Origin of the sequence: Streptomyces liliiviolaceus (assembly GCF_018070025.1) — a bacterium.
Lineage (GTDB): Bacteria > Actinomycetota > Actinomycetes > Streptomycetales > Streptomycetaceae > Streptomyces > Streptomyces liliiviolaceus.
In genome coordinates this window covers 1,703,822-1,726,303 of record NZ_JAGPYQ010000001.1, presented here as the reverse complement: position 1 = coordinate 1,726,303, position 22,482 = coordinate 1,703,822, and the positions used below count along the sequence as shown (strand labels likewise).

Genomic DNA, 22,482 nt, shown 5'->3' with positions numbered 1-22,482 from the left:
TGCCGAAGCCGAGGAACTGGTCCTCCACGCCCCCGAGTCAGTAACGGGAAGGGCAGGGGCGACGGGGACGACGGCGACAGTAAACCCCCGCCCCGGCATCCGTCAGAACATCCTCCCCAACACCCCCGCCGCCCTCTCCGCATCCCCGAACCCCACATACAGCGGCGTGAAGCCGAAACGCAGGATGTCCGGTTCCCGGAAGTCGCCGATCACGCCCTGGTCGATGAGGCGGCGCATCACCGCGCCCGCGTCCGCGCACCGCAACGCGACCTGGCTGCCCCGCTCCCCGTGGTCGGCCGGAGTCACGGACTCCACCGCGCCCCCGGGCACGTACGCCGTCACGCACTCCAGGAAGAAGTCCGTCAGGGCGAGGGACTTGGCCCGGACCGCCTCGATCGACACGTCGTCCCAGACCTCCAGGGCCGCCTCCAGCGCGAGCATGGAGAGGATGTCCGGGGTGCCGACCCGGCCGCGCAGGGCGCCGTCGGCCGGCACGTGGTCCGGGGTCATGCCGAAGGGGTCGGCGTGGGAGTTCCAGCCCGGCAGCGGCGAGTCGAAGCGGGCCTGGTGGTCCCGGCGGACGTACAGGTACGCCGGTGAACCCGGGCCGCCGTTCAGGTACTTGTAGGTGCAGCCGACCGCCAGGTCCACGCCGTGTTCGTCCAGGCCGACCGGCAGGGCGCCCGCGCTGTGGCACAGGTCCCAGATCGAGACGGCACCCGCCTCGCGGATCGCGGCCGTCAGCGCCGGCAGGTCGTGCAGGCGGCCCGTGCGGTAGTCGACGTGGTTCAGGAGCACCGCGGCCGTACGTCCGCTCAGGGCGTCCGGTACCTCGTCGGGCGCCACCGGGCGCAGCGTGCAGCCCGTGAGCCGCGCCGCCGACGCGGCGATGTAGCCGTCCGTGGGGAACGTCGTCGCGTCGACCAGGATCTCGTCCCGGTGCCCCCGGAGGGCACCACCGTCCGCGCCCCTGTCCGTGCCCCCGTCCGTGCCCCCGCCGGCCAGGCGCACCGCGCCCACGACCGCCTTGAACACGTTCACGCTCGTCGAGTCGCCCACGACGATCTGGCCCGGCGCCGCGCCCACCAGCGGGGCGATCCGGTCGCCGATCCGCTCCGGCGCGGTCCACCAGCCGCTCTCGTCCCAGGACCGGATCCGCAGCGAACCCCACTGTCTGCGCACGACGTCCTCGACCCGGCCGGGCACCGAGCGCGGCAGCGCGCCGAGCGAGTTCCCGTCCAGGTACACCGTGTCGTCCAGGACGAACTGCGCGCGCACCTTGCCCAGTTCGTCGGCGGCGTCCAGCGCAGCGGCCCTGTCCGCGAGGGACTTCCCGGCGGATTCCGCGTACGTCTCAGACATGGGACCGTGCCGTCCACAGCTCGGGGAAGACGTTCTTGCGGGCCCGCTTCTCCAGCCAGGCCACGCCCGCCGAGCCGCCGGTGCCCGTCTTGGAGCCCATCGCGCGGCGGGTGGCGACCAGGTGGTCGTTGCGCCAGCGCCAGACCAGTTCGGCGACATCGGTCAACGCCTCGCCGAGGCGCGCGAGTTCGGAGCTCTCGTCGCCCGCGTAGAGGTCCGTCCACACGGCCTCGACCTCGGGCGAGGGCTCGTAACGGCCGGCGACGTCCCGCTGGACGACCGAGGACGGTATCGCGTGGCCGCGCCGTGCGAGCAGCCGCAGGACCTCGTCGTACAGGCTCGGCTCGTGCAGGGCCTTCTCCAGCTCGGCGTGCACGCGGGGCGCGCCCCGGTGCGGTACGAGCATGGACGCGGACTTGTCGCCGAGCAGGAACTCCATCCGCCGGTACATCGCCGACTGGAATCCGGAACCCTCACCGAGGGCGCTGCGGTACGAGTTGAACTGGGCCGGAGTCAGCTGGCCGAGGGGCTTCCAGGAGGCGTTCAGCGCCTCCAGCTCCCGTACCGAACGCTTCAGGGCCGCCACCGCGACCGGCACGCGGTCCTCGCGCAGCGCCTTCGCCGCGGTCTCCCACTCGTGCACGATGACGGTGAACCACAGCTCCATGACCTGGGTCGTCACCAGGAAGACCATCTCTCCGGGGTCGTCGGAGAGGGTGTGCTGGAGGTGGGTGAGGACGTCCGCCTGCACGTAGTCCTCGTACGGCGTCGTTCCCTGGAAGTCGAGATGCGGGGTCTCGGGCTCCGAAGCCACTGCGTGGGGCTGAGCCTGTTGGGACATCGCTGTCTCCTGCTGTACTCCGGGTAGCGGTCCGCCCCTGCCGAATTCCGACACGGGGGCCCCGGTCCCCATCCGGCATCCTCCACAATCGTGCCCCGAAACCGCAAGGTCCGCCTGGTCACACCAGGCGGACCTGCGCGTACGCGGCCCGTGGAGGGCTCGCGGGCTAGCCCAGGGTCTGGGCCGCCACCGGGGAGGAGTCCTTCAGGAACTGCGCGCAGCGCTCGTACTCCGCCTGCTCGCCGATCGCCTGGGCGGCGCGGGCGAGGCCGTGCAGGGCGCGCAGGAAGCCGCGGTTCGGCTCGTGCTCCCACGGCACCGGGCCGTGGCCCTTCCAGCCGCCGCGGCGCAGGGAGTCGAGGCCCCGGTGGTAGCCGGTACGGGCGTACGCGTACGACTCGACGACACTGCCGCGCTCGAACGCCTCGTCGGCCAGCTGCGCCCAGGCGAGCGAGGAGGTCGGGTACTTCGCGGCGACGTCGGCGGGCGCCGTGCCGTTCGCGAGGAGCTCGCGCGGCTCCGGGTCGTCGGGCAGGTGGGTCGGGGGCGGTCCCCCGAGGAGGTTCTCGTGAATGGCCATGGGTTCCAGTTTGCGCTATCCGTGGCCGCCGCGGGGTCCCCGGGTGGAGCTGCCCCGACCGAAAACGTGCACGAGCAGGCACTCGGGTCCGCCGGGCCCGGGGGTGAGCCCGGGACCGGGCTGGGGATGGACCACAGGTGCGTCGGGGTGGGAGCGGGCCGTGCCGGTACGTCGAGTCCGCCGCCCCCGTGCATACGGCTCTCAGTTGGAGGGTCGGGCTTTTTTGCGGGAGCCCTACGCGGCGGACTTTCGACGTACCGGCACGGCCCGCTCCCTGGTCTCGTCGACGGGTGCCGGTCATCCGACCCGTAGACCGGTGCGGGGATGGAGAGAGGGCGGGCGGGCTACTCCAGCCGTCCCCGTGAGCGGTTCGGCTCCAGCGGCGGAGCCGTCACGCTGCCGTGCGTGAGGCATTCCGGCCGCAGGCAGCCCGGCGGGGGCTTGCGCACGGTCGCGAAGGCGATCACCGCGCCCACCACCAGCACGCCCGCGCACAGCGGCATGGCCCGCCGGAACGCGTCGTCGAAGGCGTCCGCCGACCGGTACGCCTCCTCGCCCATCCCGGCCAGCAGCGGCAGCGCGGCCACCGCGACGAGACCGGCGGCGCGGGCGGCCGCGTTGTTGATGCCGCTGGCGAGCCCCGCCCGGCCGGTGTCCACGGAGGCCAGCACGGTCGCGGTGAGGGGCGCCACCAGCGTCACCATGCCGGTGCCGAGCACCAGGACGGCGGGCAGCACGTCGGCCGCGTACGAGGCGTCCTCGCCCACTCTCAGCATCAGCAGCATCCCGGTCGCGCACAGCAGCGGGCCGACCGTGAGCGGGATGCGCGGGCCGATGCGCTGGGCCAGCTCGCCCGAGCGGGCCGACAGCAGCAGCATCAGGACCGTGGTCGGCAGCAGCGCCGTACCGGCGCCCAGGGCCGAGTAGCCGGCCACGACCTGGAGCTGGACCGCGGAGAGGAAGAAGAACCCGCCGAAGGCCGCGTACACGCACAGGGTGACGACGTTGACCGCCGTGAACTGGCGGGACGCGAAGATGTCGAGCGGCATCATCGGGTCGGGCCGCCGCTTCTCCACGGCCACGAAGGCGACGCCCGCCGCGACACCGGCCGCCGCCGTCACCGCGACGACGGGCACCGAGCCGCCGGGCGCCTCGATGAGCGCGTACGTCACCAGGGCCAGCGACAGTGCGCCGAGGGCGGCGCCGAGCACGTCGAAGCCGCGCCCGTGGACTCGGTCGTCCTTCGACTCCGGTACGTGTCTCAGGGCGATCGGGGCGCACAGCAGGGCGAGCGGGACGTTCAGCAGGAACACCCAGCGCCAGCCGGGGCCGTCCACCAGCCAGCCGCCCAGGAAGGGGCCGACCGCCGCGCCGATGCCGCCGAAACCGGACCACAGGCCGACGGCCCGCGCCCGGTCCTCCGGGTGGAACGACGCCTGGATAAGGGCCAGCGAGCCGGGCGTGAGCAGCGCCCCGCCGACGCCCTGGAGCGCGCGGGCGGCGACGAGCACCCCCGCGTTCGGAGCGAGCCCGCACAGCAGTGAGGCCGCCGCGAACCACACCACACCGACGACGAACACCTTGCGCCGCCCGAAGCGGTCGCCCAGGGCGCCGCCCAGGAGGATGAGTCCCGCGAGGGTCAGCATGTAGGCGTTGACCGTCCACTGGAGACCGGCCAGGTCGGCGTCGAGGTCGCGGCCGATCGTCGGCAGCGCCACGTTCACCACGGTCGAGTCGAGCATCGCCATGCTGGATCCGAGGACCGTGGTCAGCAGGATCCACTTGCCCGTGGAGGAGGACATCCGGACGGCCGGGGCCGGGGACGAGGCCGAGGACGAGGACGAGGACGGGGACGGGACCGGGGCCGGGGGCTCCTGGGACGGGGGCGTCGGGTCAGCCATGTTCCGGATCATACGGACAGACGGCGGGGCCCGGCCGTCCCTGTGGACAACCGGGCCCCGCTGTGCGGAATGCGCGTACTCGCCCGCTCGGCTACTTGATCTTCGTGCCGGTGGAACGCAGGTGACCGCAGGCCTGGGTGACGCGCGCGGCCATCGAACCCTCGGCGAGCTTGCCCCAGGTGCGGGGGTCGTACGTCTTCTTGTTGCCGACCTCGCCGTCGACCTTCAGGACGCCGTCGTAGTTGCGGAACATGTGGTCCGCGACCGGGCGCGTGAACGCGTACTGGGTGTCCGTGTCGATGTTCATCTTCACGACGCCGTTCTCCAGGGCCGTGCGGATCTCCTCCTCGGAGGAGCCGGAGCCGCCGTGGAAGACGAAGTCGAACGGGGACGGCTTGTTGTACTTCGCCGCCACGCCCTCGTTCAGCTCCTTGAGGAGCTCGGGGCGCAGGACGACGTTGCCCGGCTTGTAGACGCCGTGCACGTTGCCGAAGGACGCGGCCAGCAGGTAGCGGCCCTTCTCGCCCAGGCCCAGGGCCTCGACGGTACGGAACGCGTCGTCGACCGTGGTGTAGAGGGAGTCGTTGATCTCGTGCGAGACGCCGTCCTCCTCGCCACCGGTCGGGGTGATCTCCACCTCAAGGATGATCTTCGCGGCGGCGGCGCGGGCCAGCAGTTCCTGGGCGATGGCCAGGTTGTCGGCGAGGGTCTCCGCGGAGCCGTCCCACATGTGGGACTGGAACAGCGGGTTCTGACCGGCCTTGACGCGCTCCTCGGAGACCGCGAGCAGCGGACGTACGTACCCGTCGAGCTTGTCCTTCGGGCAGTGGTCCGTGTGCAGCGCGACGGTGACGTCGTACTTCGTGGCGACGATGTGCGCGAACTCGGCCAGCGCCACCGCGCCGGTGACCATGTCCTTCTTGTGCTGGCCGCCCAGGAACTCCGCACCGCCGGTGGAGATCTGGATGATGCCGTCGCTCTCGGCCTCCGCGAAGCCGCGGAGCGCAGCGTGCAGGGTCTGCGTCGAGGTCACATTGATGGCCGGGTAGGCGAACTTGCCTGCCTTCGCCCGGTCGAGCATCTCGTTGTAGACCTCGGGGGTTGCGATGGGCATCTGTCCGCTCCTTGTATGTGCGGGTGGCGTTCTGCTGAGAACCCTGACCTAGGGGGCGACGTCATCGTCGGCCCCATCTTTCCAGACATGACCGGATGCTCCGGCCTCGCTCAATGCTCGCTCGGTGCTCACTCGGTGCCTCGATCGGTGCCCGATCGAGGCTCGCTCAGGCGAGACCCAGCTCGTCCTTGGAGTACGCGAAGAGGTACGGGACGCCGGCGGCTTCCTGGATCTTCTCCGCGGCGCCGGTGGCCCGGTCGACGATGGTCGCCACGCCGACGACCTCCGCGCCGGCCTCGCGCACGGCCTCGACGGCGGCGAGCGGGGAGCCGCCGGTCGTCGAGGTGTCCTCGACGACGAGCACGCGGCGGCCCGCGATGTCCGGGCCCTCGACCCTGCGCTGCAGGCCGTGCGCCTTCGCCTCCTTGCGGACGACGAAGGCGTCGACGCGCCTGCCGCGCGCGTGGGCGGCGTGCAGCAGGGCTCCGGCCACCGGGTCGGCGCCCATGGTGAGGCCGCCGACCGCGTCGAAGTCCAGGTCGGCCGTCAGGTCGAGGAGGACCTGTCCGACCAGCGGGGCGGCCTCGCCGTCCAGGGTGACCCGCCGCAGGTCGACGTAGTAGTCGGCCTCGATCCCGGAGGAGAGGGTCACCTTGCCGTGCACCACGGCCTTGTCCTTGATCTGCTGCAGCAGCTCGCCGCGTACGTCGTCGCTCATGCGGGTCAGCTTAGAGGCGGCGCCAGGTCCAGGTGGTGGCGGCTTCCAGGGGGTCGATGGGGGTGACCAGGCGGGGCAGGGTGTTCAGGCCGTTGGGCGGGCCGGTCTGCGGCTCCACGCACACGGCGGCCTCCTGCTCGTCGTAGACGACGACCCACTGCTCGCGGCTGGCCACGTTCAGCTCCAGCCGTCCCGGCCAGGTGAGGGTGACGTCGACGCCGCCGGGCATCCCGAAGCAGTCGTCCCAGGGGCCGGGTAGGGGGGCGGTCCGGTGGCCGGTCGGCAGATGGTCGTCGCCGCGCTCCTCCTGCCATTCGGCGTCGAAGTCGACGCGCACACCCTCGTCTCCCTCTCCCTCTCCCCCGAGGGTGCGGTTGAACCAGGGGTGCCATCCGATCTGCGCCGGGAACGAATCGCCGTACGTCTCCACCGACATGGTGAGCGTCAGGGAGTCCTCGGTCAGCCCGACGACCTGGGTGACACGGCCTGCGTACGGCCAGGGGTCGACGAGGTCGTACGTGATGACGGTTTCGTCGGCGCTCTTGCGGGCGATGCGCCAGGCGGCGTCGCGGGCGGTGCCGTGGATGGCGTGCGGTGGGGAGTTGAGGGGGAGCTGGTGGGGGACCGCGCCGTTCAGGAAGCGGCCGTCCCTGGTGCGGCCGCACCACGGGACCATGGGGAAGCAGCCGAACTTGTCGCCCTGGCGCAGCAGTTCGACGCCGTCGACCTTCAGTCCGCCGATCCGTCCGCCGTTGCCCGGCTGCACGGTCGCTTGCGCGTTGCCGGCGGTCAGCGTGATGTCTTCGTTACTCACGCGACGACCCTACGGGGTGGAACACGGGCTGTGGGCCGCAGGGCCCGATCCCGGCCCTGTGCGGGGCACCTGACGGCTGTCGGCTGCGGGCCGTCGGAGGCTGGCCGCGCAGTTCCTCGCGCCCCTACCGGGGGCTCCAGCCCGCTGCCAACTGCGGGCCGACCGTGGCCGGGCGCGCAGTTCCCCGCGCCCCTCACGGGGGCTCCAGCCCGCTGTCGACTGCCGGCCGTCCGTGGCCGGGCGCGCAGTTCCCCGCGCCCCTCACGGGGCACCTGGCGGCTGCGGGTCGTCCGGGGCTGGCCGCGCAGTTCCTCGCGCCCCTGTCGGGGCATCGCCAGCTGTCGGCTGCGGGGCCCCGGGGCAGCCCCCTAAGGGGCGCGGGGAACTGCGCGGGCGACCCCCACCCGGCCGCAGACAAAGACGCACCGCAAACCGTCCTGCCCCGCGGCCAGCGACCCGCGGCCAGCGGGTCAGTGGCGGCGGCGGAGGGCCCGGCCCACCACGATCGCCGAGGCCAGCGCGAGCGCCGCCGCGGGTGCGGCCCAGCGCAGGACCGCGCTGCCGCCCGCGGACTCGGGCGCCGGCACGGGCGCGTACCGTCCCCGCGGCGGCGCATGGTCGACCTCCTCCGCGCTGCGGCCGATCATCGTGCGCCGCGCGTGCGCCGCCTCGGCCGGTTCCCCCGGCGGCAGGGTCCCGTCGTCCTCGAAGCCCCCCACGAAGTCGCCCTCGGCGAACGGCACGTGCGAGGAGGGGTGCTCCAACACCGAATCGGACCCGAGGTCGGACTCGGGGTCGAGGTCGGGCTCGGGCTCGGCGGACGCCTCCTCCGACTCCAGCCCCGGCTCAGACGCCGGCTCAGGCGCCAGGTGTTCCGCGAACCGGTTCAGCAGCCGGGTCGTCGCCGACGCCACCTCGTCCGCCGGCAGATCGGCGATACGCCCGTCGGCCGAGGCCGTACCGGTGAAGGTGAGCGTCGAGCCCCCCTCGGCCGCCAGCACGGTCAGCGTGAGCGCGAGCTTCACCGTCCCCGTCCCCCGCGCCTCCGCCGCGTCGGCCTCGACGGAGTACGAGCCGTCGTCCCGCGGGGACACACCGAGCGTCCCCCGGTACGTGATGGAGTGCCCGCCGATCCGTACCTTCAGGCGGCCGGAGACGGGCGCCGTCCCCGCGTCCTGCTGGAGACCGGGCAGCGCCCGCGCCACCCGCGCTGGATCGGCGAGAGCCTCGCGCAGACGCTCGACGGGAACCGGAACGAACACCTCATGCTCCATGTCGGCCGAGCCTACCCAGCACCACCGGCACCGCACCCGTACATGCGGGGATTCCCCCGGATCCGCCGCGGACGGACCCGTACGCCGACTCAGTCGGCGTATCTCGGGTGCACCAGCGTCGAGGGCGGCAGTCCCCCCAGCCGGGTGCGCGCCGCCGCCCGGACGCCCGCCTGGAGGGACGGCACCCCCGGCGCCCCCGCCGCCGTCCGCAGCCGCGGCAGGGCACGCGACGCGAGCACGTACCCCCAGTCGTGCGGAACCCGCGCCCCGTCCGTCGCCTCGGAGTCACGGCCGCCGACCGAGTACGGCACGGTCCGCAGCCCCGCCGCCCGTACCGTCGCGTCGACCGTCCAGAACACGCGCGGCCGCGCCGCCACGGGCCCCGCGTGCACGACGAGCCGCCCGCCGACGCCGAGCACCTCGCGGGCCAGCCCGTAGAACTCCTGCGAGTACAGCTTCGTACTGGACGTGTTCTCGGGGTCGGGCAGATCGGAGACGACCACGTCGTACGCGGCCCGCGGGGCCTGCCGTAGCCAGCCGAACGCGTCCGCGGCGACGACCCGCACCCGCGGATCCCCGTACGCGTGACCGTTGAGCGCGGACAGCGCCGGGTCGGTGCGGGCCAACTCCACGAACTGGGTGTCGAGTTCGACGACGTCGACCCGCCGTACGCCCCGGTGCCGCAGCACCTCGCGGACGGCGAGCCCGTCGCCGCCGCCGAGGACGAGCACGCGCGCGTGGGGACCGTTCATCGCGGGGTGCACGAGGGCCTCGTGGTAGCGGCGCTCGTCGCTGCCGCTGACCCGCAGCCGGCCGTCGAGGTAGAGGTCGAGCCGGCTGCCGTCGGTGCCGCCGGTGAGGACGACGTCGTGGACGTCGGTGTGCATCGCGACCCGGACGTCCCGGCCGTACATCGCGTGCCGCGCGGACCGCTCGAAGTCGTCGACGAGGACGGCGGCCGAGGCGAGCAGCGCGAGGACGAGGAGGTTGGCGACGACGAGCAGCCAGCGCACGCGCCGGGTCAGGTCCTGCCGGAACAGGCCCAGCACGAGCGCGGCGCCGGCGAGCGCGTTGACCGTCCCGGTGATCAGTGTCGCGGTCAGCTGGCCGAGCAGGGGCAGCAGCAGGAACGGGAACGCGAGTCCGCCGGCCAGCGCGCCCACGTAGTCCGCGGCGAACAGGTCGGCGACGGCGCCGCCCGCGTCCTGTCTGCGTACGCGCTGGATCAGTTCCATCAGGAGGGGCACCTCGGCGCCGATGAGCAGCCCGATGGCGAGGGAGAAGCCGACGAGGAGGCAGCTGGAGCCGTTCGCCCAGGCGCCGCCCCAGTCGCCGGTCCAGGCGAAGACGGCGTACAGGGCCATCGCGCTGCAGCCGCCGACGAGGGCGAGCAGGGCCTCCACGGCGCCGAAGCCGGCCGCGGCGCGACAGCGCAGCCGTTTGGCGAGGAGCGAGCCGATGCCCATCGCGAAGACCATCACGGACAGGACGACGGAGGCCTGGGTGATGGAGTCGCCGATCAAGTACGAGGCGAGGGCGACCAGTTCCAGCTCGTACACCAGTCCGCAGGCGGCGCAGACGAACACGCCGGCGAGGACGAGGAACCGGCCGGTGGCGGGCCTGACCGGCAGACGCGCCTGGCCCGCGCCGCGGCGGGGCGGCGGGGCCGTACCGGGCGGGGCGGGCGCGTGCGGCTCGATCATTCAGGGAACGCTACGTCACGGTTTCACTGCGCCCTGTCACCCACACGTGTGTAAATGCCGTCGCCCACGCATACTTTGACCGTTTTGGGGCCCCCGTTTGCCGGACGGCCGCCGAATGCGGGACACCGGGCCCCGGGACCTGCCCCGGACCCGCCCCGGACCTGCGCCAGAACCCGTTCCAGGACCCGCTCCAGAACCCGGCCTAGAGGGTCGCGGGCACCCGTACGCCCACCTTCGTGCGCGTGGCGACCAGTTGACCCTCCTGGGGGTACGCGTGCCAGGTGCGCCAGTGCACCTGGCCCTCGTGGCGCTGCGCGAGCATCGCGGTGAAGGCGTGCGGGCTGCCGGGGAAGACCCCCGCCAGTCCGTTCGGATGGTCGGCGACGAGGGCGAGCAACTCCTGGGCCCGGCCGGCGAAGGAGCCGCGCGACAGCGTCTCCACGCGCGCGGCGAACTCGTACTCCCAGTCGCCCGCCCGTTTGGCGACGCCGAGCGGCAGCGGTGAGCTGCTGCCCGCGATACAGGCGACGGTCTCCGAACACGTGCCCCGCTCCTCCTCAAGGAGCACCTGGTGGGACGCGCCCAGCAGTCTCAACTGCAGTTTCGCGTCGGCAAGTTCGATGTCGAGGGTGGCGAGCGCGGGCAGTGGTTCGCATCCGAGGGCCCAGGCGAGGTCGGCCGCGCGCGTGTCGGTATAGGCGGTGTTGAGGGTCGTGAGCATGGGTCGGCTCCGCTGCACGCAAGGGTGGGGTCGGTCCGTCGCACCCCGGTCGGCGCCGGGCGGTGATCCGGGCCCGGTCGGCCAGGTCAGAAGGTTGTTCCGGGGTCTGCGTCGGCGATACGAGGGAATCATGAACGGCGCGTCCGCCACAGCGTTTTTACCCAACTTCGTAGGGTTTCCATCCCCCCGAGGGCTCCACAGCTCAACTGTTCAACCAGAAAGTGCGCCCCTGGGGGGCTCGCAAAAAGCTTCACGCCCCCACAACGACGGAGCGCCCCTCGGGAGATGTCTCCCGAGGGGCGCTCATACGACCGGACGCGGTCGCCCGGGGCCGGATCGCCACCCGCGACCCGGCCGCCGCACGGAGCTCGGCCGCCCCGTGTCAGCTGCCTCCGCCGCAGCCGCCTCCGCCGCCGCCCCCGCAGGACGAGCCGCCGCCGCAGGACGAACCCCCGCCGCCGCACGAGGAGTGGTGACCCGACGAGCCCGACGAACAGGAGGAGCCACCGTCGACCCCGCCCGCCGCACCGCCGGCCCACCAGCTGCCGCCGGCGTTACCGCTGCCGCGGCGCGAACGCCCCCGGCCACGACCGCGCCCCCGGCCGCCGGATGCGCTCCGCGCGACCATGACGACCACGAACCCCACGACGAACAACACCAGGATGATGCCGATGACCATGGCGCCACCCTCCTTCCGTTCCCCCGAAGCGGCCCCCCGTGGGCTCTGCTTCTCGTCTGTCTGCTGCCTGTTTCCTGCCGTGATCCTTGCTGTGACTACTGCTGTGGCTATTGCAGTGGCTATTGCAGTGGCTATTGCTGTGACCACTGCTGCGATTCCTGCCGCACACCCGGGTGGGCTTCTCGCGTGGGAGGGGGATGCCCTCTCGTCTCACGGACCAAAGCAGAGTTGAGCAACTCCAGAGGTTGAGCGCAGGATGGCCGTCATGACCTCCAGTTCACGCCGCCCCCTCCTCAACCGCCGTCTCGCCGAGTTCGGTACGACGATCTTCGCCGAGATGTCGGCCCTCGCCCTGAGTACCGGGTCGATCAATCTCGGTCAGGGCTTCCCCGACACGGACGGACCCGAGGAGGTCCGGGAGGCGGCCGTGCGGGCGCTGCGCGACGGGCGCGGGAACCAGTACCCGCCGGGGCCGGGCGTCCCCGAGCTGCGTGCGGCGATCGCCGCGCACCAGGAGCGCCGGTACGGGCTCACCTGCGACCCCGGCACCGAGGTCCTCGTCACGGCGGGCGCGACCGAGGCCATCGCGGCCACCCTGCTGGCCCTGGTGGAGCCCGGCGACGAGGTGATCGCCCTGGAGCCGTACTACGACTCGTACGCGGCCTGCATCGCGATGGCGGGCGGTACGCGCGTGCCGGTCACCCTGCGGCCGCACGAGGAGACCGGGGACGACGGGACCGTGCGGCGACGGTTCCGGCTGGACCTCGACGAGCTGCGCGACGCGGTCACGGACAACACCCGGCTGCTGCTGATCAACACCCCGCACAACCCGACCGGCACGGTCCTCACCCGCGAGGAGCTGACCGCGATCGCCGAGCTGGCCGTCGAGCGGGATCTGCTGGTCGTCACCGACGAGGTGTACGAGCACCTGGTCTTCGACGAGGCCGAGCACGTACCGCTCGCGACCCTGCCCGGGATGCGCGGGCGCACGGTCACCATCGGGAGCGCCGGCAAGACGTTCTCGTTCACCGGCTGGAAGGTCGGCTGGGTGACCGCCTCACCCGAACTGGTGACGGCGGTCCGCTCGGCGAAGCAGTTCCTCACGTACGTGTCCTCCGGGCCCTTCCAGTACGCGGTCGCCGAGGCGCTGGCTCTGCCCGACACGTACTTCGAGGCGTTCCGCGCGGACATGCTGGCCAAGCGGGACCTGCTGAGCGCGGGGCTCGCGGAGGCCGGCTTCGGGGTCTTCACGCCCGCCGGGACGTACTTCGTCACCACCGACATCCGGCCGCTGGGCGAGAGCGACGGCTTCGCGTTCTGCCGCGCGCTGCCGGAGCGCGCCGGGGTCGTCGCGATCCCGAACGCGGTCTTCTACGACCACCGGGACGCCGGCGCACCCTTCGTCCGCTTCGCGTTCTGCAAGCAGACGTCGGTACTGGAGGAGGCGGTGAGCCGCCTCAAGACGCTCGCCGGTTGAGCAGACGCTCACCGGCCGAGCCCCCGGCCCCGGGCTGTCGTGAGGCCCGTTGTCACGGCGGCGCGCCGTGGCGGACTGATGTCGGGGTGAATCGGACCCGCTCGGCCGCGCGTTGCTCGCAAAAGGTGTGAATTGGGATCAATCTTCGGATGTGACCCTCGCACAAACCCTCGCGCCCTCCCCCGTCACGCCACCCGCCGGGACCGGGCGTCCGCCGCGCCGTCGCCCGGTCCTGGCCGCCACGATGGGTACCGCCCTCGGACTGTTCATGGCCGCCCGGCTGCTGGGTGCCGCGGCCGTGGCCCTGGCCGCGTGGGCGGTCGGCGAGCACCCCGTGCTGCTGCTCGGGCGGTCCTGGGACTCCATCTGGTATCTGCGGATCGCCGGGGACGGCTACGGCCGCAGCCTGCGGTTCCACCCCGACGTCGTCCACAGCGACCTGGCGTTCTTCCCGCTCTATCCGGGGCTGCTGCGGGCCGTCACCGAGCTGACACCGCTCAGCGGGCCCGCCGCCGGGCTGCTGGTGTCCTGGACGGCCGCCGGGGTCGCCGCCTGCGGGATCTACGCGATCGGGGCCCGGCTGCACGACCGGGCCGTCGCCACCGCCCTCGTCCTCCTGTGGGCCCTGCTGCCGCACTCCGTCGTGCTGTCGATGGCGTACACGGAGCCGGTCCTGACCGCCTTCGCGGCCTGGTCGCTGTACGCCGTCCTCACCGGCCGGTGGGTGTGGGCGGGCGTCCTCGCGGCGGGCGCGGGGCTGGCCCGGCCGAACGGGTTCGCGGTCGCCGCAGCGGTCCTCGCGGCGGCGGCGTACGAGCTGTACCGGCGGCGCGGAAAAGTTACCCACAGGCTGTGGACGGGCGCGGCGCTCGCCCCGCTCGGCTGGCTGGGGTACGTGCTGTGGGTGGGGCGGCGGCAGGGCGATCCGCTCGGCGGGTACTTCGAGGTGCAGCGGCTGTGGGGCTCGCGCTTCGACTTCGGCCTGGACGCGCTGCGCTTCGTACGGCATCTGCTGCTGGAGGGCGACCTGCTCGTCTTCCCGATGTCGATGGTGATCGTCGCGGCGGCGCTGCTGCTGTACGGGCTGCTGCTCGCGGACCGCGCGCCCGTGCCGCTGCTGGTCTACGCGGGCGTGCTGCTGTTCGTGGCGGCCGGCGGCGCCGGGTTCTTCGAGTGCAAGCCGCGGTTCCTGCTGCCGGCGTTCCCGCTGCTGCTGCCGCTCGCGTGCGCGCTGGTACGGACGGCGAGAGCCCGGCCGTGGCACGCGACCCTGGTGGTCGGTGCCCTGGCCGGGCTCTCGTTCGCGTACGGGGCGTATCTGGTCGTACTGGCCCACAAGCCGCTGTGACGACTACGCGTCAGCCGCCGTGACGACTACTCGTCCTCTTGCGGCTTCTCGGCGTCGTCGATCTCCTGCTCCAGGCCGAGCTGCTCGACGAGCCACTTGTCGAACTCGATGGCGGCCCGCACCCAGCTGACCGTCGACGACACGAAGTGCTCCAGGCTGACGCCCGTGCCGATCAGCATCTGCGCCTCGCCGATCAGGCGGACGGTGCCGTCGTCGTGCGTGTGGCTGTAGACCTTGGGCCACAGCGTGCGCCGGTTCCAGTCGTCGATCGATTCGAGCAGCTGGTGCTTCTCGTCGATCTGGTGCGGCCGGTCGTAGAACGTCCGCACCGAGAAGACCTGCTGGTCGTCCTCACCGCGGAACATGAAGTACGTACGGAACTGCTCCCACGGCGCCGCGAGGTCTCCCTCGTCGTCGACGACATACTTCAGCTCCATCTGGTCCAGGAGCTGCTTCACAAGGTCCTGATCCGGGACGACGGGGCCCGCCGGTCCGCCGGGGTTCGGCTCTGGCTGGCCCCCGAAGTTCGGAATCGAGGACGGGTCGATGCTCACCGTGATTTTCCCTTCGTACGGATTCCGCCATCCTCCCCCATGCGGGGCGGGGGCCCGCAACCCCCGCCCGCGCCGGTGACGGAATTCCGCTCAGAGCGTTTTGCCCGACGCCGGGCCGCCCGCCGGGCCGCCCGCCGGACCGCTCGCAGGACCGTCCGCGGGACCGTCCGCGGGACCGCTCGCCGGGCCCTCGGCGGCACCCGTCGCCGGGCCCTCCGCCGCGACCGTCACGGGCCCCGTCGCGGGGCCGACGATCAGGCCGTCGCCGAAGGCGTCCACGCGGACCGTGTCGCCGTCCTTGACCTCGCCGGAGAGGATCTCCTTGGCGAGCCGGTCACCGATGGCGGTCTGGACGAGCCGGCGCAGCGGCCGGGCCCCGTACGCCGGGTCGTTGCCCTCGTCCGCGAGCCAGGCCAGCGCCTCGTCGGTGATCTCCAGGGTGAGCCGGCGCTCGGCGAGCCGCTTCGCGAGACGGCCGACCTGGAGCTTGGCGATGCGTTCCAGTTCCGCCTTGTTCAGCGCCGAGAAGACCACGAGGTCGTCGAGCCTGTTGAGGAATTCCGGCTTGAAAGAAGCCCTCACCACCTCCATGACCTGTTCCTTCTTCTGCTGCTCGCTCGTGACGGGGTCGACCAGGAAGTGGCTGCCCAGGTTCGAGGTGAGGACCAGGATGGTGTTGCGGAAGTCGACCGTCCGGCCCTGCCCGTCGGTGAGCCGCCCGTCGTCCAGGACCTGGAGCAGGACGTCGAAGACCTCCGGGTGCGCCTTCTCCACCTCGTCGAGGAGCACGACGCTGTACGGGCGCCTGCGCACCGCCTCGGTGAGCTGGCCGCCCTCCTCGTAGCCGACGTAGCCGGGAGGCGCGCCGACGAGGCGGGCCACGCTGTGCTTCTCGCCGTACTCCGACATGTCGATGCGGATCATGGCCCGCTCGTCGTCGAAGAGGAAGTCCGCGAGGGCCTTGGCCAGCTCGGTCTTGCCGACACCGGTGGGGCCGAGGAAGAGGAACGAACCGGTGGGCCGGTCCGGGTCGGCGATCCCGGCGCGCGTACGGCGTACGGCGTCGGAGACGGCCTGTACGGCCTCGCTCTGGCCGATCAGGCGGCGGCCCAGCTCCTCCTCCATGCGCAGCAGCTTCTGCGTCTCGCCCTCCAGGAGGCGGCCGGCGGGGATGCCGGTCCAGGCGCCGACCACGTCCGCGATGTCGTCGGGGCCCACCTCCTCCTTCACCATCGTGCCCTTGGCGGCCTCCACCTCGGCCTCGGAGGCCTCCTCCAGGTCCCTCTCCAGGGTGGGGATCTCGCCGTACAGGAGCTTGGAGGCGGTGTCGAAGTCGCCGTCGCGCTGCGCCCGCTCGGCCTGGCCGCGCAGTCCGTCGAGCCGCTCCTTCAGCTCACCGACGCGGTTGAGGGACTGCTTCTCCTTGTCCCAGCGGGCGGTGAGGCCGCGCAGCTCCTCCTCCTTGTCGGCGAGGTCGCGGCGCAGCTTGTCCAGCCGCTGCTTGGAGGCCGCGTCGGTCTCCTTGTCGAGCGCCAGCTCCTCCATGCGCAGCCGGTCGACGACCCGCTGCAGCTCGTCGATCTCGACGGGCGAGGAGTCGATCTCCATCCGCAGCCGGGACGCGGACTCGTCGACGAGGTCGATGGCCTTGTCGGGCAGGAAGCGGGAGGTGATGTACCGGTCGGAGAGGGTCGCGGCGGCGACCAGCGCGCTGTCCGCGATGACCACCTTGTGGTGGGCCTCGTAGCGGCCCTTGAGTCCGCGCAGGATGGCGATGGTGTCCTCGACGCTCGGCTCGGCGACCAGCACCTGCTGGAAGCGCCGCTCCAGCGCCGGGTCCTTCTCGATCCGCTCGCGGTACTCGTCGAGGGTGGTGGCGCCGACCATGCGCAGTTCGCCGCGGGCCAGCATGGGCTTGAGCATGTTCCCGGCGTCCATGGCCGAGTCACCGCCCGCGCCCGCGCCGACGACGGTGTGCAGCTCGTCGATGAAGGTGATGATCTGGCCGTCGGAGTCCTTGATCTCGGCCAGGACGGTCTTCAGGCGCTCCTCGAACTCACCGCGGTACTTGGCCCCGGCCACCATCGCGCCGAGGTCGAGCGAGACCAGCCGCTTGTTCTTGAGCGACTCGGGCACATCGCCCTTGACGATCCGCTGGGCGAGGCCCTCCACCACGGCGGTCTTGCCGACGCCGGGCTCCCCGATGAGGACGGGGTTGTTCTTGGTGCGCCGCGACAGGACCTGTACGACGCGGCGGATCTCCTGGTCGCGGCCGATGACCGGGTCGAGCTTGCCGTCCCGGGCCGCGGCGGTGAAGTCGGTACCGAACTTTTCGAGTGCCTTGTACTGGCCCTCGGGATCCGGGGTGGTCACCCGGCGCCCTCCCCTGCTCTTCTCGAACGCGTCCAGCAGCTTCTTGGCGCTGGCCCCCTGCTGGGAGAGTATGTCGCCGACCTGGCCGCCCTTGGCGGCGATCGCGATCAGGATGTGCTCGGTGGAGAGGTACTCGTCCCCCAGCTCCTTGGCCCGCTCGCTCGCGTCGGCGATGACCGCCAGCAGCTCGCGGTTGGGCTGCGGCGGGGCGACGGTGGAGCCGGTCACGCTGGGCAGCGCGGCGAGGACGCGCTCGGCGCCGGCCCGTACGGCGGCCTGGTCGGCCTCGACCGCGGCCAGCAGGTCGGTGATGTTCTCGTTCTCCTGCCCGGCCAGCAGCGCGAGCAGCAGGTGCGCGGGGGTGAGGTCGGGGTGACCTTCGGACACGGCCCTGCTGCTGGCCGCGTTGATGGCGTCCCGGCTCCTGTTGGTCAGCTCGGCGTCCACGTTCGCGTTCTCCTCCTCGTGCTCAGGCTCGTACTCACGCTCGTACCCGTGCGGTGTTGGCTGACCCAACCAACGTACACAAAGTTGAGTCTATTCCACTCAAGGAGGCTCGGGGGGCTCCGGGGGCCGCAGAGCCTTCGACGGGTTAGGTTCCGGTCCATGGCCTCGTACCCCGTGAACCCGCGCGATCCCGGCGACTCCTATCTCGCCTTCTGGCGGGAACGCCATGTGTGCACCCTGAGCACCTTCCGTCCCGACGGCACCCCGCACGTGGTGCCCGTCGGCGTTACATACGATCCCGAGGCCGGTCTGGCTCGGGTCATCGCCTCCAAGTCCAGCAAGAAGGTACGCAACGTACTGGCCGCGGGGCCCGACGGGATGCGGGTCGCCGTCTGCCAGTTCCAGGGGCGGCGGTGGGCGACGCTGGAGGGGCGCGCGACGGTGTCCGGGGACCCGGAGCGGGTCGCGGAGGCGGAGCGCCGCTATGCCGAGCGCTACAGCAGGACGCCGTCGCCCAATCCGGCCCGGGTGGTCATCGAGATCGCCCTGACGGCCGGGATGGGCAACTGCTGACGTGGGCAGCAGGAAGTCCCGGCGGGCACGCGAAGGCACTCCGGGGGCGCGCGGAGGGCACTCCGAGGGCGACGCCGCGGCACGAGGCCGGTTTTCACCCTTGTGGAGGCCCGGGGGAGGCATGAAGCATGCCTGCTGAAACATGTCTGCCGGAACTTGCCTGAAAACTGCAGCGGCGTCACCGTGTTCAGGTCACGGTGACGCCGCTGCGGGGGGGAAGCGCCTGAGCGATTTACAACGACGGGGGAATCGCTTCAGGCACTGCGGGGGGTGGCTGCGATGGTTCGTACGTCCGGGGCCTCCGGCTCGTCCAGCCGATGGTCGCGCTGATCGAGGTTCACAAAGATCATTCCGTACCGAATGGCACACCGGACCGGCTGCGGCGCCCCCCGAGGCCGCCGCAGACACCGGTACGCCCGTACGTCGTCCTCGTCGTCCCGGGTCACCACGACCGGCTCTCCGAAGACGGTCACCATCAACGAGTCACCGCTGTGGGGGATGGCGGTGGCCAGGTCGATGAAGTGCCAGCCGGAGCGGTAGGCCGTGGCCATTTCTCTGCGGAATGACCGGTCATCGGGAGGAGTGCTCATGTCAGCCTCCGATGCTGCCGTCTATCGGTGCCACGGGCCAGCTGGTGTCAGGGGGGACAGCAGCCTCACCGCTCTGGCCGGCCGACGGCCAGCTCGTGTCCGCTCGAACGTCACCCTTCGCGTCGGAGAGGCCATCCAGTGCTCCGAAGGCCACAACGGCGGAGAAGACGGCGACAAGCACCGAGCGAAGCATTTTCTTACCCATAGTCGGCTTCGTCCTCACTTGAAGGTCCCTCTCCCCCGTCGGATACGACGATGGCTCATTCGGGCACATCATGGCCACATAATCGATGCATCATGTTCCTGCACGTTCAGGACCCTGGGGGGTGGAGATTTGATGGCGAACAGGCATAAACCGACACATCCTCACGCGGTGACCGAGCTGTGCGAGGAAGGCGGCCGTCTCTATGCGAATGCACTCCGCACGGGACGTATCGCCCGTGAGGAAGTCGAGTCCGCTCCCTGCTTGATGGAGTTCGACCTTCTTCACCCCGATCCGGACGACGCGAGCTGGTTGCGCCCGGTACCTCCGACGGTCGCCCTGGCCCAGCGACTCAACCCCATAGAGCGCGAAATCACGGCGCACCGGCGGATGTCGATCGAACTGACCGATGCTTTCGAGCCGTTCATGACGCTCAGCGCCCAGGCGACGGCGCCCACCCACTCCATCACGGTGCTGGAGGGCAGCGACCGGATCAACGCTGCACTCAACCTGGCCACGGCCCAGTGCCAGACCGAGGTCCTCACCATCCAGCCGAGCAACCGCATCTCCGAACGCAACCTCATGCACGGGCTGGAACGCGACAGACCGCTGACCGAACGGGGTGTCCGGATCAGGACCCTGTACCAGCACACGGCGCGCTACAGCCAGGAGAAGCTGGCCTACGTGGACCAGCTCTCCAACGGCAAGGTCGAGTACCGCACCATCGACGAGCTGGTGGAACGTCTCATCATCTGCGACGAGACGGTCGCGTTCATCCCCACGCGCGACGACCAGCAGGTCGCCCTGGAGCTGCGCCACCCGGGCCTCGTGCGCTACCTGATCAAGGTCTTCGAGTTCGTCTGGGGCCGGGCCGTCCCGCTGAGCGCCGGCGCCCCGTACGAGACCGCTTCCGACGGCATCACGAACATCCAGCACTCGATCGCCAAACTCCTGGTGGAGGGCCATGTCGACGAGGCGATAGCCCGTCGGCTCGGCATGAACGTACGAACGTGCCGCGCGCACATAGCGAAGCTGGCCACGGCCCTGGGCAGCGGCAGCCGGGCACAACTCGGCTACCTCATCGCCGAGTCGGGGATCCTGAAGCAGGACGCCGCGGAGTGACGGCTCCGCACCTCGCACACAGTGTGGAGGAACTGTGCGCGGCCGGCTCGCAGTTGTACGAACGGGCCCTGCGTGAGGGGCGCGTGCCCAGCGGGGAGGCCGAAGGTGTGCCCTGTCTCGTCGACTTCGGGCTGCTGCAGCCGGCTCTTGAGGATCCGGTCCTGCTGGAACCCGTCGCGCCGGTCGTCGTCCTCCACCGGCTGCTGCGCGGATCCGGGGAACGCATAGCCGACGAGCGACGGCGCGAGGCCCGGCTGGCCGCGGCGTTCGAGCCGCTGATGCGGGTCGACGGCCGGGCGGCGGGCGCGGACATGCCGATGATCAGCGTCCTCAGCGGTTCGAAGCGGATCAACCAGGCCATCACCGAGGCCATGGCCCTCGCGTCGGGCGAACTCCTCACCGTCCAGCCCCACACCCACACCGGCGAGCGCCGCTACCAGGCCGAGGCCATCGCCATGGACCGTGACCAGGCCCTGCTGGACCGCGGCGCCCGCATCCGGACCCTGTACCAGCACACCGTGCGCCACTCGCCCACCGTTCTCGCCCGGTACGAGCAGTTGAAGGGCGACGTCGAGGCCCGCTCCCTCGACGAACTCACGGACCGGCTCATCGTCACCGACCGCACCGTCGCCTTCATCCCCGCGGACAAGGACGGCAGCCTCGCCCTGGAAGTCCGCCACCCGGCGCTGGTGGGCTACTTCGTCACCACCTTCGACCGTCTCTGGCGCCTGGCCACGCCCATGTACCCCGAAGCCGTCCGGCGGCCCTCGCTCAAAGGCGTCACCCCACGTCAGCGGGCCATCGCCACCCTCCTCGTCGAGGGGCACACCGACGCGGCCGTCGCCGAACGGCTCGGCCTGAACGTACGCACCGCCAGGGCGCACATCGCCAAACTCGCCGAAACCCTGGGCAGCGAGAGCCGCGCCCAGCTCGGCTATCTCATCGGTCGCTCGGGGATCCTGGACGATCGGGAACGGTGAGCGGCTGGAGTTCCGCGGCGCGCGGCGGGCCGTCCAGGCCGGCCTGGGCTATCCGCACCCCCAACTGCGTACGGCTGGCGGCCCCCAGCGTCTCCGAGAGCCGGGCGATGTGCGCCCGGCACGTACGGACGCTGATGCCGAGGCGCTCCGCGACCACCGCGTCCTGGTGGCCCTCGGCGAGCAGCGCCGCGATGGAGCGTTCGCGGTGGGTGATGCCCTCGATGCCGGTGTCCGGGAGGGGCGCGGTGAGGGGGATCGCCAGCCGCCAGAGCCGTTCGAAGACGGTGACCAGGTAGCCCACCAGCGCCGGGTGGCGCAGTTCCAGGGCCATGGTGCGGTCGGGGCTCGCGGGGATGAACGCGACCGTGCGGTCGAAGACGATGAGCCGCTCGGTGACCTCGTCGAGCGTGCGGGCCTCCGCCGCCTCCTCCATCAGCTCCATGTAGTTCCGCAGGCCCTGGCCGTGCCGGGCCACGTGCGTGTACAGGTCGCGCATGCGCACCCCGCGGCGGCGCAGCGCGAGCGCCCGGTGCAGCCCCTCGGAGAGTTCGTCCTCGCGGCGGATGCCGCCCGGCTGGACGGCCAGCACCTCGGAGGTGCACGCCTCGGTCGCCTCGTCCATGGCGGCCCGGATGCGGGGCAGCCCGTCGAGCACCCGGATCGCCACTCCCCCGGCGGACGCGCGGGCGTCGCCGCCGAGGGCCGCGTACCACTCGAAGGCGGACACCGCCTCGCCCATGCGCGACTGAGTCGCGACGACGTGCTCGTGCATCTCCCGCAGCAGCCGCGTCATGACCTCCTGCGGCGAGGTCGGAACCAGCCAGCCCATGTCGTCGGGGTCGGGGTGCAGCAGGGCCAGTTCGACCAGGCAGGGCACCGACTCGGCGTCCTTCCGGGACACCCGGCCGCGCCGCACCGCACGGGAGTAGACCCGGTCTCCGGCATCGCACAGGCGGTCAGCACCGTGTGGATGCGCTTCCGTCGTGTGCCCGGCCATCTCCCCAACCCCCGGTTCCAGCCTCTTCGGAGCGCAACTATGCGCGGCGTCCCCCGCCTCCGCAACACGGCTCCCCCGCTTCCATGCCCCCCATCGCACCACTTGATCCGCG

The 22,482-nt window shown here is 71.7% G+C and carries 19 protein-coding genes and 1 pseudogene; 5 read left to right on the top strand and 15 right to left on the bottom strand.

Annotation, left to right across the window (positions count from 1 at the left end; genetic code table 11):
* Positions 1 to 102 precede the first annotated feature (102 nt).
* The 11 genes from kynU to J8N05_RS07550 form a co-directional block, all read right to left on the bottom strand.
* On the bottom strand, positions 103 to 1,362 hold the full coding sequence (kynU, locus tag J8N05_RS07600) for a kynureninase (protein WP_210881685.1): 1,260 nt from the start codon (positions 1,360 to 1,362) through the stop codon (positions 103 to 105).
* Positions 1,355 to 2,203, bottom strand: a complete 849-nt coding sequence (locus tag J8N05_RS07595; protein ID WP_210881684.1) for a tryptophan 2,3-dioxygenase family protein — start codon at positions 2,201 to 2,203, stop codon at positions 1,355 to 1,357. The genes kynU and J8N05_RS07595 overlap by 8 nt, the downstream gene beginning before the upstream one ends.
* A gap of 166 nt (positions 2,204 to 2,369) precedes the next feature.
* Positions 2,370 to 2,783: a DUF3151 domain-containing protein gene (locus J8N05_RS07590; RefSeq protein WP_210881683.1), complete on the bottom strand. Its 414-nt coding sequence runs from the start codon at positions 2,781 to 2,783 to the stop codon at positions 2,370 to 2,372.
* A 344-nt stretch (positions 2,784 to 3,127) separates the two neighbouring features.
* Positions 3,128 to 4,585 carry an MFS transporter gene (locus tag J8N05_RS07585; protein WP_247706683.1) on the bottom strand — a complete coding sequence of 486 codons (1,458 nt, stop codon included), beginning with the start codon at positions 4,583 to 4,585 and terminating at the stop codon, positions 3,128 to 3,130.
* Positions 4,586 to 4,775: 190 nt separating this feature from the next.
* Positions 4,776 to 5,798, bottom strand: a complete 1,023-nt coding sequence (gene fbaA, locus J8N05_RS07580) for a class II fructose-bisphosphate aldolase (protein WP_210881681.1) — start codon at positions 5,796 to 5,798, stop codon at positions 4,776 to 4,778.
* Between the two features lie 166 nt (positions 5,799 to 5,964).
* Complete coding sequence (gene pyrE, locus J8N05_RS07575; protein WP_210881680.1) at positions 5,965 to 6,516, bottom strand: orotate phosphoribosyltransferase; 552 nt, start codon at positions 6,514 to 6,516, stop codon at positions 5,965 to 5,967.
* Positions 6,517 to 6,526: 10 nt separating this feature from the next.
* On the bottom strand, positions 6,527 to 7,330 hold the full coding sequence (locus J8N05_RS07570; protein WP_210881679.1) for an aldose epimerase family protein: 804 nt from the start codon (positions 7,328 to 7,330) through the stop codon (positions 6,527 to 6,529).
* 470 nt (positions 7,331 to 7,800) lie between these two features.
* Entirely contained in the window at positions 7,801 to 8,604 is an 804-nt protein-coding gene (locus tag J8N05_RS07565; RefSeq protein ID WP_210881678.1) for an SRPBCC domain-containing protein, read from the bottom strand.
* Positions 8,605 to 8,693: 89 nt separating this feature from the next.
* The gene (locus J8N05_RS07560) at positions 8,694 to 10,307 is read right to left on the bottom strand and encodes a polyamine aminopropyltransferase (RefSeq protein WP_210881677.1); all 1,614 of its coding nucleotides are present in this window, start codon (positions 10,305 to 10,307) and stop codon (positions 8,694 to 8,696) included.
* A gap of 202 nt (positions 10,308 to 10,509) precedes the next feature.
* On the bottom strand, positions 10,510 to 11,028 hold the full coding sequence (locus J8N05_RS07555) for a DUF2617 family protein (RefSeq protein ID WP_210881676.1): 519 nt from the start codon (positions 11,026 to 11,028) through the stop codon (positions 10,510 to 10,512).
* 382 nt (positions 11,029 to 11,410) lie between these two features.
* On the bottom strand, positions 11,411 to 11,707 hold the full coding sequence (locus J8N05_RS07550; RefSeq protein WP_210881675.1) for a hypothetical protein: 297 nt from the start codon (positions 11,705 to 11,707) through the stop codon (positions 11,411 to 11,413).
* Between the two features lie 256 nt (positions 11,708 to 11,963).
* On the opposite strand from J8N05_RS07550, the gene J8N05_RS07545 reads away from it, so the two are divergent.
* Entirely contained in the window at positions 11,964 to 13,184 is a 1,221-nt protein-coding gene (locus tag J8N05_RS07545; protein ID WP_210881674.1) for a pyridoxal phosphate-dependent aminotransferase, read from the top strand.
* Between the two features lie 151 nt (positions 13,185 to 13,335).
* On the top strand, positions 13,336 to 14,532 hold the full coding sequence (locus J8N05_RS07540) for a hypothetical protein (RefSeq protein ID WP_384272208.1): 1,197 nt from the start codon (positions 13,336 to 13,338) through the stop codon (positions 14,530 to 14,532).
* A 26-nt stretch (positions 14,533 to 14,558) separates the two neighbouring features.
* Here J8N05_RS07540 and J8N05_RS07535 read toward each other — a convergent pair whose 3' ends face one another.
* Positions 14,559 to 15,086, bottom strand: a complete 528-nt coding sequence (locus tag J8N05_RS07535) for a YbjN domain-containing protein (protein WP_210881673.1) — start codon at positions 15,084 to 15,086, stop codon at positions 14,559 to 14,561.
* A 234-nt stretch (positions 15,087 to 15,320) separates the two neighbouring features.
* Positions 15,321 to 17,906, bottom strand: a pseudogene (gene clpB, locus J8N05_RS07530) (ATP-dependent chaperone ClpB); the annotation flags it as partial.
* A gap of 159 nt (positions 17,907 to 18,065) precedes the next feature.
* Between clpB and J8N05_RS07525 the strand changes: the two are divergent.
* The gene (locus J8N05_RS07525; protein ID WP_210881672.1) at positions 18,066 to 18,479 is read left to right on the top strand and encodes a pyridoxamine 5'-phosphate oxidase family protein; all 414 of its coding nucleotides are present in this window, start codon (positions 18,066 to 18,068) and stop codon (positions 18,477 to 18,479) included.
* Positions 18,480 to 18,733: 254 nt separating this feature from the next.
* Here the strand turns inward: J8N05_RS07525 and J8N05_RS07520 are convergent, their stop codons facing one another.
* Positions 18,734 to 19,069: a Rieske (2Fe-2S) protein gene (locus tag J8N05_RS07520; protein ID WP_189773067.1), complete on the bottom strand. Its 336-nt coding sequence runs from the start codon at positions 19,067 to 19,069 to the stop codon at positions 18,734 to 18,736.
* A 337-nt stretch (positions 19,070 to 19,406) separates the two neighbouring features.
* Between J8N05_RS07520 and J8N05_RS07515 the strand changes: the two genes are divergently transcribed.
* Together J8N05_RS07515 and J8N05_RS07510 are read left to right on the top strand one after the other, a co-directional pair.
* The gene (locus J8N05_RS07515) at positions 19,407 to 20,393 is read left to right on the top strand and encodes a helix-turn-helix domain-containing protein (RefSeq protein WP_210881671.1); all 987 of its coding nucleotides are present in this window, start codon (positions 19,407 to 19,409) and stop codon (positions 20,391 to 20,393) included.
* On the top strand, positions 20,390 to 21,373 hold the full coding sequence (locus J8N05_RS07510) for a helix-turn-helix transcriptional regulator (RefSeq protein ID WP_210881670.1): 984 nt from the start codon (positions 20,390 to 20,392) through the stop codon (positions 21,371 to 21,373). Before J8N05_RS07515 ends, J8N05_RS07510 begins: the two co-directional genes overlap by 4 nt.
* On the opposite strand, the gene J8N05_RS07505 is transcribed toward J8N05_RS07510, so the two are convergent.
* Positions 21,333 to 22,370 carry a helix-turn-helix transcriptional regulator gene (locus J8N05_RS07505; RefSeq protein ID WP_210881669.1) on the bottom strand — a complete coding sequence of 346 codons (1,038 nt, stop codon included), beginning with the start codon at positions 22,368 to 22,370 and terminating at the stop codon, positions 21,333 to 21,335. The two genes, J8N05_RS07510 and J8N05_RS07505, sit on opposite strands and share 41 nt — an antisense overlap.
* Positions 22,371 to 22,482: the final 112 nt, after the last annotated feature.

What these genes read in the sequence shown, in the direction of transcription:
- J8N05_RS07595 (WP_210881684.1), bottom strand. Translation starts at nt 2,203, where the DNA reads ATGTCCCAACAGGCTCAGCCCCACGCAGTGGCTTCGGAGCCCGAGACC.
- J8N05_RS07550 (WP_210881675.1), bottom strand. Translation starts at nt 11,707, where the DNA reads ATGGTCATCGGCATCATCCTGGTGTTGTTCGTCGTGGGGTTCGTGGTC.
- J8N05_RS07520 (WP_189773067.1), bottom strand. Translation starts at nt 19,069, where the DNA reads ATGAGCACTCCTCCCGATGACCGGTCATTCCGCAGAGAAATGGCCACG.
- kynU (WP_210881685.1), bottom strand. Translation starts at nt 1,362, where the DNA reads ATGTCTGAGACGTACGCGGAATCCGCCGGGAAGTCCCTCGCGGACAGG.
- J8N05_RS07585 (WP_247706683.1), bottom strand. Translation starts at nt 4,585, where the DNA reads ATGTCCTCCTCCACGGGCAAGTGGATCCTGCTGACCACGGTCCTCGGA.
- J8N05_RS07525 (WP_210881672.1), top strand. Translation starts at nt 18,066, where the DNA reads ATGGCCTCGTACCCCGTGAACCCGCGCGATCCCGGCGACTCCTATCTC.
- pyrE (WP_210881680.1), bottom strand. Translation starts at nt 6,516, where the DNA reads ATGAGCGACGACGTACGCGGCGAGCTGCTGCAGCAGATCAAGGACAAG.
- J8N05_RS07590 (WP_210881683.1), bottom strand. Translation starts at nt 2,783, where the DNA reads ATGGCCATTCACGAGAACCTCCTCGGGGGACCGCCCCCGACCCACCTG.
- J8N05_RS07515 (WP_210881671.1), top strand. Translation starts at nt 19,407, where the DNA reads ATGGCGAACAGGCATAAACCGACACATCCTCACGCGGTGACCGAGCTG.
- J8N05_RS07565 (WP_210881678.1), bottom strand. Translation starts at nt 8,604, where the DNA reads ATGGAGCATGAGGTGTTCGTTCCGGTTCCCGTCGAGCGTCTGCGCGAG.
- J8N05_RS07545 (WP_210881674.1), top strand. Translation starts at nt 11,964, where the DNA reads ATGGCCGTCATGACCTCCAGTTCACGCCGCCCCCTCCTCAACCGCCGT.
- J8N05_RS07505 (WP_210881669.1), bottom strand. Translation starts at nt 22,370, where the DNA reads ATGGCCGGGCACACGACGGAAGCGCATCCACACGGTGCTGACCGCCTG.
- fbaA (WP_210881681.1), bottom strand. Translation starts at nt 5,798, where the DNA reads ATGCCCATCGCAACCCCCGAGGTCTACAACGAGATGCTCGACCGGGCG.
- J8N05_RS07555 (WP_210881676.1), bottom strand. Translation starts at nt 11,028, where the DNA reads ATGCTCACGACCCTCAACACCGCCTATACCGACACGCGCGCGGCCGAC.
- J8N05_RS07560 (WP_210881677.1), bottom strand. Translation starts at nt 10,307, where the DNA reads ATGATCGAGCCGCACGCGCCCGCCCCGCCCGGTACGGCCCCGCCGCCC.